A 10,873-nucleotide genomic window follows, 5' to 3' on the forward strand; every position below is an offset into this window, starting at 1 on the left:
GCGCTGCGGTTCGATGAAGCCGAACAGGCGCTGGTGGGCCTGCTCGAACGCCGCCTGTGCGATCGCCGCGTCGCTCAGCGGGACCGGCAGCTCGGCGTCGGCGCCGTCGTAGCGCAGGCGCAGCGTCCGGCGAATCTCCGCCGCCTCGGCCCCCTGGGCGTCCATGTCGGCGCGCGCCTCCGCCTCGATCCCCGCCAGCGCCGCCTTCGCCGCCTCCAGCCCGCTCGCCAGCGGCGCTTCCACGCCCGCCTGCCGCAGCGCGGTCACCTGCGCCTGGCCGATGCCCCAGGCCGACAGAACGCTGCCGTACTTCGGGCACAGCACCGCACCGACGCCCAGCGCCTCCGCGGTCTGACAGGCCACCTGGCCCGCCGCGCCGCCGAACGCCACCAAGGCGTGCTCGCGCGGGTCGAAGCCGCGCTCCGTCGAGATGCGGCGCACCGCCTGGGCCATCTGTTCGACGGCCACGGCGACGAATCCCTCCGCGGCCGCCTCGAGGCTCTCCGCGCCCATGGCCTCGGCCAGCGCCTCCAGCCGTGCACGGCTCGCGGCCGGATCCAACGGCGCGTCGCCCTTGGGCCCGAACACCGAAGGGAAAAAGCGCGGATCCAGCCGGCCCAGGGCCAGGTTGGCGTCGGTGACCGCCGCGGGCCCGCCACGGCCGTAGCAGGCCGGGCCCGGATCGGCGCCGACGCTGGCGGGGCCCGCACGGGCGCGCATCCCGTCGAAGGCCAGCACCGATCCGCCGCCGGCCGCCACCGTCTCCACGTCCAGCATGGGGCTGCGCAACTTCACCCCCGCCACCTTCGCCGCGTCGCGCCGTTCCAGCTGGCCGGCGAAGCGGCAGACGTCGGTCGAGGTGCCGCCCATGTCGAAGCCCAGCACCGCCTCCGCGCCGGCCTCGGACGCCGTGCGCGCCACGCCGACCACGCCTCCCGCCGGCCCGGACACAACGGCGTCCCGGCCACGGAACGCCTCGGCGCGCACCAGGCCGCCGGCCGAGGTCATGAAGTAGAGCGGCGCGCCGGCCACCGCGTCGGCGACGCGGCGCACATAAGCCTGCAGCACCGGCGTCAGGTAGGCGTCGGCCACCGTCGTCTCGGCGCGCGGAATGAAGCGGGGCAGGGGCGAGACCTCGGAGCTCAGGGCCACGAAGTCGAACCCAGCGGCCCGGGCGATTTCGCCCGCCGCCTGTTCATGCGCCGGGTTGAGGTCGGCGTGCAGGAAGGCGATGGCCGCCGAGGTGAAGCCCTGGGCCACCGCGGCCTCCAGCTTCACGCGCAGGGCTTCGGTGTCCAACGGTGCGACCACCGAACCGTCCGCCGCCAGCCGCTCCGAGGCCTCGACGACGCCGGCATAGAGCGGCTCGGGCTTCTCGATGTTGAGCGCGAACAGGTCGGGGCGGGCCTGATCACCGATGGCCAGGGCGTCGGCGAATCCTTCGGTGGTGACGAAGAGGGTCTTGGCGCCGGCCCGTTCCAGCAGCGCGTTGGTGGCCACCGTCGTGCCCATCTTGATGGCCGACACGCGGGCGGCGGGGAACGGCTCGCCCGCCGCCGCGCCCAGGATCCGCCGCATGGCCTCCACGGCGGCGTCCGGATAGGCGGGCGAGGCCGACAGCAGCTTGGCTGAGACCTCTTCGCCGTCGTCGGCGCGGCCGATCACGTCGGTGAACGTGCCCCCGCGATCGATCCAGAAGGCGAAAACCCTGTCCAAAACTTAACCCCTTGGGATGATTGTCACGCGGCCGCCGCGGTCGTAAGGCATGCCATAGCGAAATGAGCTTCTGGCGCAGAATTTCTTTCTGCGCCATAGGCTATTGATTTATAATCATATTTTTCGTGGTGTTGGTGTCGCCCTACAAGCCGCCCTACAAGTTCGATCAAACCTTCGTGCCTTTCGTCCGCATTCGGGCAACGTCGCCCTTCCGTCTGTTTCACGCCAATTCACGGAGCACAGCGAATCACCGCGGGCAGGTAGCGGTACGGTTTCACGCCCCAGCCCCGCGTGCTGCAGAGCGCCGCGTGGAGGTCGGGAGCGAGCTGGAAGCGGCGTATTGCAAGCGATCGGACGATCACCGGCCGAGGTCGGCCGACCGCCCGAGCCCGTTGATCTTCGCGCCCTGGGCCGTCGGCACGAGCTCGACCCCGCGGCCCACGCTCGGCATCGTTTGCCCGAGCTTGAGCCGCGCGAAGTGCTCCTGGCCCGCCGCGTCCCGCACGATCACCCAGGCTGACGCGCCCATCTCATCGTGACGGCCGACCCTCACGACCTTGCCCCGCACCGGCGCCTTGCCGAGTTCGCGGACATCGCGCCCAGACTCCAGACGCCGCTGCTGGAGGCTGCGAATGATGTCCCGGCGAAGTTGAAGCGTTCGGAGCTGTGCCTCCAGGTCGGGATGGAGCCGGTAGCGGCGGCCGTGACGGGTCGCCAGACCGAGCGCTTCTAGGTGACGCAATCGGCCTCGGGTCAGCGCAGCCCAGGCGTTGCTGCCGCCCACACCGTCATCGACGCCGCGGTCGGCGTCCGCGGCCTGCAGGAGCCTGCGGTCGAAGCCCGTGAACCGGTCAGCCTGGGTTTCCCGCCAGATCCGCTGCTCGGCCTCGGCGCGGGAAAGCTCGCCGAGCAGTTCGTGGGCCACCTCTTGGGCGCGCGCCCGGAAGCCGTAGCCGATGTAATCGCGCGGGATCACCAAGTCTCGCCCGCTGGCCCGCCGACCCCTCAGCAGGATGTGAGCGTGAGGCTGGTCGGTGTCGTAGTGGCAGATCGCGACCCACCGAAGTTCAGGCTCGCCCAGGTCCTCGGCGACCCGCCGCATCGTCTCCCGCGTGAACCGGTTGAGGTCGGCGATCCGGTCGCCGTTCTCCGGCGAGATGATGAAGCGGAAGTGATGACGGTCCTCACCCCAGCCGGCCGTCGCCGCGGTCGGATCAAGCTCGTCCGACGCCCGATCGAAGAAGGCGGGGTGGTCGCTCTCAAGCGCCGTGCCGGGACGCCCAAGGTAAGTCACATGAGCTGCGAGGGCGGCTCCGCGCGCAACGCCGTGACCGGTGTGACGGGACACCAAGGCCTTGACGATCACACGCTGCCGGACGTCGAGGCGGAAGGCACGGCCGGAGCGCGCTTGGGCCGATCGAAGGACCCCAGCGCGGTCGCCATAGGCGAAGATCCTGGACGCGGCGAGGCGCTGGAGGATGGCGGTGCGGGCGGGGAAGCGGTCGGCCTTCAGGCGGGTGGGAAGGCGCGCCAGCCGTGGGCCAGGCATGTCTGCGCCGGAGGCGGAAAGTCGGACGTCGATCGCATCGCGAGCCAGCATAGGAAGCGAGAACCGCGGCAAGCGCCGGTGCGTCACGACAAGTTGTCGAAGTGCGCGAGCGCCGAGATAACCAGCTGAAAAGACTATAGCAACGCGAGGCGAAAAACACCTCTTTTATCTTGCCCTAAGCCCCGAAATCCACCCGTTCATCAATCCAAATCATACGACGACAACATCGCGCAATTGGTCGCGAGCCGAGACCTTCCCGACGTCTAAACCGAGTCTCGTCGCTGCATCGGCCAAACGAAGAAACCCGCCCGGCCGGAGCCGAGCGGGTCAGGTCGAAAGACTGAAGCCGGCGGCTTAGCCGCGGCGCCGGATCGTCAGATGCTGCACCCCCCGCGCGGCCGCCTGCTGCGCGAGGTTCAAGGCGGGCCCGAACGGATGGCTCCCCGCCGCCCGGTCCTCATCCAGTGACTGCACCAGGGTGATGCAGCAGGTCGGATCCAGCGCCATCAGCTCATCGTTGGCCCGAAAGGGCGCGGCCTTGCCGTGGCGGTCGAAGTCCGCCCTGGCGAGCACCAGCGTCACACCCTTCTGCTGCGCCCAGCGGATCGCCAGTCGCTCCGCGCCTTTCGCCCCGGTCGTCGCCAGCGCCATGTCCGGCCACTGCGCCCGCGCCCAATTCAGCGCGTCGAAGATTCGAGCGGCGTCCACCCCGCTGTTCGCGAGCGGCGCGGCCCGGAAGGCCACCACCGGACCGCCGGGGTCGGCTTCGGTCATCTTGCGCCCGGCGATGCCGCGCAGGGCCTGCTTGGCCTCCAGCTGGGCGGCGGTGAGCCGGGTGCCCCGGCGGCTGCCCCGCCACGGCGACCAGACCTCGCCCGTCGCCGCCGTATAGACTTCGGCCGCCGCATCGCGCACCAGCTCGCAGCCGGCCTGCGCCACATCCATCCCCCGGGCCGCCCGAGTCGCCTCCTGCAGCTCGGTGTCGGCCATTTCGGAGCCGTCAAAGTCTCGGTCCAGGATCTTCATCCGGTCGCGAGCGCGCTCCGCGTCGCGCTCGATCCGCCCTGCCGCCGAATGGAAGGCGCCGATCAAGCTCTCCGCCAGGATCGTCTGCACGTCTTCCAGGGCGGTGTCGCCCACCAGGTCCAGAAGCTCCGTCATCACGGCGTGTCCGAGCTGCACGAGGGCGGCTTCGGTCGGATGCGGCCGCGGGTCTTCCAGCGCCGACGCCTGCACGTCGAAAGCGGTGTCCGAGGTCGAGAAGGCATGAAGGGAAAAGGTCATCGGAGGGACTCCGTGGTTTGAGGAATCGCCGATGCGCCCCACGCGCAACGACCTCACTCCTGGCCACGTCGGGCCCCGGGCAGTCACCGGAGCGGAGCGCCTCACGCGAAGCGGAGGGGAACGGCCGCAGGCCGTTGACGGCCCGGGTGACGTGACAGGATGAGAGGGCGTTGTGTGGGGGCGTTGCGCCCGCCCGCAGAGGCGGGCGCTCCGTCCGGCGCGCCCCTCGCGCCGGGTGCTGACGCCGTTACGCCAGGGCTGCTCGACCAGCGAGCTTGATGAGGTGGTTCCGCTCGGTCGGTCGATAGGCCACCGCCCCGTGAGGCGCACAGTAGGCCCCGCGAACAGCGGGCCGTCCGCAGAGGCAGAAGTCGTCCCTGAAGGGTTCGCCCATCGGCCAGCGGCACTGCCCCCATCGGACGCTGACCACGGTCACCGTTCCCGTCGCCGGCAGCGCTAGGTCCAGAGTGCTGGCCGCCGGCGGAGGCGACGCGCGGTGTGGCGCAGCCCGGCGGGGCAGGCGTCCCCGTCGCTCGCGGCGCTGGTCTGGCCGACCGGCCCCTGGGACGTGCGGAGCCGCGCGACCGGTGAGACCCAGTCGGTGGACCTTGCCGATGACGGCGTTGCGCGTGATGCCATGGCCGAGGTCTCGGGCGATCTGGCTGGCGCTCAGGCCGTCGCGCCAGAGCTTGCTGAGGGTCTGGACACGATCGTCGGTCCAGATGCTGACGGGTGCGGACATGGTGGTGATCCCACTGACGAGCCCGATCGGCTCGCCTCCGCCCGCCCTTCCTTCGGCTTCGCGTGAGGGATCGTCACCCGAATGGGCGGAGACCCGGCACGGGGCTCCGGGAGCCCGCAGGCGACTAGAGCCCGACCCGGCCGTCAGGCCGGGGCACGCCCTAAACCCGCCTCGCCGATGAGCTTCCCCAGCGGTCGATCCGCGAATCCCCGTAGCTGTGACGTCCGATGCCTCTGACGCCGCCGATCGAGAACAAGGGTCACGCCGTACTTCGCGCGCTGGTGGAGAGCGGAGTGGGGATGATCCCGGTCGTCGGACCGATCACCCGTCTGTTCCAGACCACCCACCCCTCGCAGTTCGCGCAAGACGTCGAGCGCTGGCAGGGCGACATCAGCGCCACGGTGAACGACCTCGCCGAGCGCCTGGCGAACCTCGAGGCGGCCCACCAACCCGAGCTGGTTCTGACGGATGTCGCCGTGGACGTCGCCCTTTGGCTCCTCGGCGAGGACGAAAGGGCGCCTGGCTATCCGGTCGGCCTCGACCAGATCCTCACGGCGTTTCCGGACGGCGCGGTCGGCGATGTCGAGGAAGCTGTCCACGAGCTCGGCGATGCGGACCTGGTCACGATCACTCCGGTCATCGGCGCCGGCGGCGCGAGGGTCCGGGCCGCCTGGCCGTTGTTCTGGCTCTTCGAACCCCTCGCCAGCGGGGTCTCGCCGATGAAGGACGCCGCCCGACTTGCCGAGCAGGCGCTGGCGCAGGACCATTTGAGCGCCCACTACATCCACGAGCAGTTCGGCTGGACGCCGCGGCGGATCAACGCCGCCCTTGAACTCGTCGCGACCTTCGCCCCTGAGGGCCACGTGAGCCGTCCCAGCCATCCGGTGTTCACGCTCTAGGGCATCCACATCGACAGCGCGATGCGGCGGCGCCTTCGCCTGTTCCTCGGCGCGGGCGCGGCGCCCAAAAGCGAAGCGGCCAGCTCCGGGGGGAGCTGACCGCCTCTTCTGTTCCGGATTTCCGTTCGGCTCTAGAACGGGATCTCGTCGTCCAGGTCCGCTGTCAGCGGGCCCGGGTCCTCGGCCGGCGACGCCTCATCGCGCGACGTGCGGGACTTGATCCGCAACCCCTCGACGATCAGCCGCAGGTCGTAGTGGGCGGTCCCGTCCCGGCCTGTCCAGGTGTCGTTCTCCACATGGCCGCTCACCACCACCCGGACCCCCTTTTTGGCGTAGGGACCGATGTAGTCCTGCGCCGTCTTCTCGTTGAAGCAGACGCAGTTGAAGCCGGTGGTGCGCTCACCCTGCTGGCCGTCGCCGCGCCGGAACCGCACGGTCTCCAGCACGCGGAAGCTGGCGCGCTTCCGGCCGGAGCCTTGAGCGGCGAGGATCGAGGGATCGGCGGCCAGATAGCCTTCGATGATCACGCTTTGCATGGTCAGTCTCCTAAGTCTGAGGGATCAGGCCGCGCGCTGGTCGGCGGCGGCGTCGGAGGCGCGGTCGGCGGCCCAATCGAGGACGGTGAGCGAGCGGATCACCAACTCCTTGGCGGCGCGCTCGCCGCCCTCGCGGGCCTCGTAGTGGTTGTCGACGAAGACGCCCACGGCGACCACTTCGCAGCCGGCGGCGAGCCCCTCGGCGATCACCCGCTCGTTGAGGCCCTTGGCCCAGCTGACGCAGTTGATCCCCACCACCCGAGGATCCCCGGCGGCGTTGCGGCCCCGGTTCTCCAGCAGCCGGAAGACGGCTTTGGCGTAGTCCTCCGTCACCTCAGGATCGGCCGCCAGGCGGCCCACGAACACGACGTTTTGCATCACAGTCTCCTTGTGGATCCGAAGCCCCGAGGCCCAATCCCGGGCCGGCTTCACCCGGCGAAGCCCTCCCTCCGCCTCCAGGCCGCGACGCCCTCCGGCGGCGCAGCTCGGCCGCGAAGCGGACACGATCACGCCTTGGCTCGGACCCGCGAGGGACGCTAAGGCAGGCGCGATGACCGACTTCGTCGACCTGCAGGGCGCCTCCGGAGCTCACTACCGCTTCCGCCGCGCCGATCCGGCCGAACTCCCGGCGATGGCCGGCAACGCCGTGGTCGCGAGCGGCCAGCCGCCGCGGCTCAAGGTGCTGTTCTGCGGGTCCACCCGGAGCTTGGCCGGCGCCGCCCCGGCGATCGGACAGACCCTCGCCGGCCGCCGCGGCGCCCGTCTCTATGTCCGCCTGAACGTCGCACGCACCACGCGCGAGGCCGAGCACGCCGACCTCGTCGCCGGCCTGAACCCCGAGGCCCACGCCGGCGAGCTCGACTGATCAAGCCGCGGGCTCGAGCGCCTGGACGACCGGATGACGCCCGAGCACGGCCGCCACCACCTTCGGCTGGTCCACGGGCACGAAAACCCGCAGCGCGTAGGCGATGATCTCGGTGAAGGCGCCCAGCGCGACCAGCGCCGCGCGGTCGCCGGCCCCGCCCACCACCTCCAGCCGCCAGCGGTCCATCACCCGCGCGCGGCGCAGCCAGAAGCCGCCCGCGAGCCCAAGCTGGACCCCGCGCTCGAGCGTCTCGCGCAGCACCGTCGCCCCATCCGCCCAGGCGTCGGCGAGGCTGGTGACGCCCAGCGCCGACTTCAGCCCCGCGACCTGGGCTGGGTCGAGCACACGGCCCAGCCAGCGGCGCCCGTCCGGCGCCTTCACCCGGCGCACCTGGGCGCCCTTGGCCGGCAGCCGCGCCCAGACCGGCAGTAGCAAACCCGTGGCCAGGGTCAGTTCGCGCGTGCGCCAGGGATCCGCTGCGGCGACCTCCGCTTCCCAAGCCGCGCGCCAGACCTCCATCGCCGCCGGCGCCCAGGCCGACTCCTCGAACGCCCTGGCCGTCTCCAGCGACTTGCCGTCCGGCCGGCGCAGCCGCACGGCCGGCAGCAGGCGGTCCTCGTCGTCGGTCGTCGTCAGGCCGAGCTCGACCAGGGCGGCGCGCCCGGACCGGCTGTTGATCGCCAGCACGGCCGCTTCGCCCAGGTCACCCGCTCGCGCCAGCGCTTCGTCCAGCGACATCAGCTCGCGCCGCGAGCGCAGGGCAAAGGTCACGAGCCGGGTCTCGGCGCCGGTGGCCGGATCGGTGCGCACCGTTTCCTCCGCCAGCACCTGCAGGTCCTCGGCCACGATGTCCTCGACGCCGTGGTCGAGGTGGCCGGCGGCCGCGGCGCGCTCCACCACGCCGGCCAGGATCTTCTCGAAGTCGGCGAAGAGCGCGTTCTGGTCGGCGATGCGCAGCGCGAGCAGCCGGTTGAGGAAGGTGTTGATCGGCGGCAGGTCGTCAGGCCCCTTCAAGAGACCCTCGGCATCGAGCAGCGACAGCCCTGTTTTCCCCTCGAACTCGCCCAGCGAGAAGCAACCGAGCTCACCGCGCGCGAGCGCCCCGTAGAGGATCAGCAGCGCGCGGCGCGCCCAGGGGCTCTCGAGATTGTCCTCCGCCCGGAACAGGCCGGCGCCGGCCACCCGCCGCTCGCCACGGGTCAGCGCCCCCAGGGAGTCCAGGCGGCGCGCGATCGTCGACAGGTACCGCTTCTCCCCGTGGATGTCGGTGGTCGCCGGCCGGAAGAGGGGCGCGGAGGCCTGGTGGGTGCGGTGCGTGCGCCCAAGGCCCTGGATGGCCGCATCGGCGCGCCAGCCGGGCTCGACCAGGTAGTGGACGCGCCGCTCGCGGTTCACAGCATCGAGGGCGGCGTGATAGCTGCGTCCGGTGCCGCCGGCGTCGGAGAACACCAGGACGCGCTTGCGCCCATCCATGAAGGCGTCGGTCTCCGCCCGCGCCGCGGAGGGCCCGCGCCGCTCGACGACGCGGCGGCCCTCGCGCAGCACCACGCGCCGCGACCGCCCGGTGATCTCGGCGACTGCGCCCGTCCCGAAGCCGTCGAGCAGCGCATCCAGCACGCCGGGCACGGCCGGCAGGCTGGCCAGGCCGGCGATGGTCTCGTCGCGCAGGCGCAGCGCCGCCTGCGAATGCACCGGCCGCCCGTCCTGCATCACCGGAACGAGGGTCACCTCGCCGTCCTCGCCTTCGATGGCCTCCATCAGGGCGGTGGGAAAGGCGCCCCGCAGGTAGTCGAGGACGTACTCTTTGGGCGTCAGGTCCACCTGCAGGTTCGACCACTCCTCGGGCGGGATCTCCGCCAACCGGCGGCTCATCACCGCCTCGTTGGTCGAGACGATCTGCACGACCGCCGAGCGCCCGGCCCCCAGGTCGCGGCGGATGGCCCCCACCAGGCTGGGCGCCTTCAGCCCGGCCAGCAGGTGGCCGAAGAACCGCAGCTTGGCGCTCTCGAACGCCGAGCGCAGCGCGCTCAGCGCCGCCCCACTGGCGACCTTGCCGTCGTCATCCACGACGCCGACGGTCCGCAAGGCGGCGCCGAGGTTGGCGTGGATCAACTGGAAGGCGTCCGCCCACGCGTCCCAGATGCCGACGTCGTCGGGCGTCAGGGCGTGCTCGAGCGGCGCGTACTCGACCCCCTCGAACGACAGGCTGCGGGCGACGTAGAGTCCCATGGCCTTCAGCTCGCGCGCCACCAGCTCCATGAAGGCGATCCCGCCGGCCTCGGCGGCCTCGAGGAAGTCCGCCCGCGTCGCGAAGGGGGCTTCGGGGCCTCCCCACAGGCCCAGGCGCGCGGCATAGGCGAGGTTGGCGGGCTCGGTGGCCCCGGTCGCCGAGACGTAAAAGACGCGCGCGGTCGGCAGGCGGTTCTGCAGCGCCAGCCCGGCCAGCCCCTGCTGTGAGGCCTTCTTCGGGCCGCGGCCGCCCACGCCGCCGGCGGCGCCCCCCATGGCGTGCGCCTCGTCGAAGACGACGACGCCGTCGAAGTCGCCGCCCAGCCAGGCCACGATCTGGTCGAGGCGCGAGGGCCGGCCGCCGCGGGCGGGCTGGCGCAGGGTGGCGTAGGTGGTGAAGAGCACGCCACGCTCCATCCGGATCGCCTCGCCCTGTTTCCAGCGACCCTGGGCGACCACGTCGTGGACCGAGCCGCCGATCGCCTTCCAGTCGCGGCGCGCGTCCTCCAGCAGCGCTTCGTTGCGCGAGAGCCAGAGCGCCCGCAGCCGCCCCTGGGCCATGTTGTCGGCGATGACCGCGGCGATCTGCCGGCCCTTGCCGGCGCCGGTCCCGTCGCCCAGGAACATGCCGCGCCGCAGCCGGACCGCGTCCTCACGGTTCGCGTCCGCGAGGCGCAGATCGTGCCCGGTCTCGCCCAGCGCCCACCATCCGGGCAGCAGGGCGGAATGCGCCTCGCCCGCATAGACGACGGTCTCGGTCTGGGCGTCGGACAGCCGACCCTCCACCCGCAGCGCCGGGGGCAGCACGGGGCGATAGCTCGGCGCCGGGGCGGCCACCGAGGCCATGGCGCCGGCTTCCACCAGCGGCGTCGGATGGGGCCGTTCCTCGGCAAAGGCGAGGCGGCCGGCCCACGCCTGATAGAGACCGACATCGCGCCCCTCGCCGGACCCGTCCCGCACCGTGTAGTCGAGCGCCGCGGCCCCCTCCAGGAACCGCAGCGCCGCGGCCGGCCCGCCGAGCCCCCGGGCCCGCGGCGCCAGCCCCACCGGGGC

At 71.9% G+C, this 10,873-nt stretch carries 8 protein-coding genes and 1 pseudogene; 2 read left to right on the forward strand and 7 right to left on the reverse strand.

What is annotated here, in order from left to right; all coding sequences use genetic code 11:
- Positions 1 to 270 precede the first annotated feature (270 nt).
- From ACODSY_RS21410 to ACODSY_RS21425, 4 genes and pseudogenes are all read right to left on the reverse strand, one after another.
- A pseudogene (locus tag ACODSY_RS21410) lies at positions 271 to 1,716 on the reverse strand (hydantoinase/oxoprolinase family protein); the annotation flags it as partial.
- A gap of 358 nt (positions 1,717 to 2,074) precedes the next feature.
- Positions 2,075 to 3,265, reverse strand: a complete 1,191-nt coding sequence (locus tag ACODSY_RS21415; protein ID WP_488953916.1) for a DUF3363 domain-containing protein — start codon at positions 3,263 to 3,265, stop codon at positions 2,075 to 2,077.
- Positions 3,266 to 3,619: 354 nt separating this feature from the next.
- Positions 3,620 to 4,549 (reverse strand): DUF2493 domain-containing protein, encoded by a 930-nt coding sequence (locus tag ACODSY_RS21420; RefSeq protein WP_488953917.1) that lies wholly within the window; start codon positions 4,547 to 4,549, stop codon positions 3,620 to 3,622.
- Positions 4,550 to 4,796: 247 nt separating this feature from the next.
- Positions 4,797 to 5,291: a GcrA family cell cycle regulator gene (locus ACODSY_RS21425; protein WP_488953918.1), complete on the reverse strand. Its 495-nt coding sequence runs from the start codon at positions 5,289 to 5,291 to the stop codon at positions 4,797 to 4,799.
- A gap of 227 nt (positions 5,292 to 5,518) precedes the next feature.
- Between ACODSY_RS21425 and ACODSY_RS21430 the strand changes: the two genes are divergently transcribed.
- The gene (locus ACODSY_RS21430; protein WP_488953919.1) at positions 5,519 to 6,190 is read left to right on the forward strand and encodes a hypothetical protein; all 672 of its coding nucleotides are present in this window, start codon (positions 5,519 to 5,521) and stop codon (positions 6,188 to 6,190) included.
- 131 nt (positions 6,191 to 6,321) lie between these two features.
- On the opposite strand, the gene ACODSY_RS21435 is transcribed toward ACODSY_RS21430, so the two are convergent.
- Both ACODSY_RS21435 and ACODSY_RS21440 read right to left on the reverse strand, forming a co-directional pair.
- Complete coding sequence (locus ACODSY_RS21435; protein WP_488953920.1) at positions 6,322 to 6,726, reverse strand: single-stranded DNA-binding protein; 405 nt, start codon at positions 6,724 to 6,726, stop codon at positions 6,322 to 6,324.
- Between the two features lie 24 nt (positions 6,727 to 6,750).
- Positions 6,751 to 7,104: a single-stranded DNA-binding protein gene (locus ACODSY_RS21440; RefSeq protein ID WP_488953921.1), complete on the reverse strand. Its 354-nt coding sequence runs from the start codon at positions 7,102 to 7,104 to the stop codon at positions 6,751 to 6,753.
- A 172-nt stretch (positions 7,105 to 7,276) separates the two neighbouring features.
- On the opposite strand from ACODSY_RS21440, the gene ACODSY_RS21445 reads away from it, so the two are divergent.
- Positions 7,277 to 7,591: a hypothetical protein gene (locus ACODSY_RS21445; protein WP_488953922.1), complete on the forward strand. Its 315-nt coding sequence runs from the start codon at positions 7,277 to 7,279 to the stop codon at positions 7,589 to 7,591.
- Here the strand turns inward: ACODSY_RS21445 and ACODSY_RS21450 are convergent.
- Positions 7,592 to 10,873, reverse strand: a 3,282-nt coding sequence (locus ACODSY_RS21450) for a strawberry notch family protein (protein WP_488953923.1), incomplete at its 5' end; no start/stop codon positions are given.

The organism is Phenylobacterium sp. FG114, assembly GCF_057809855.1.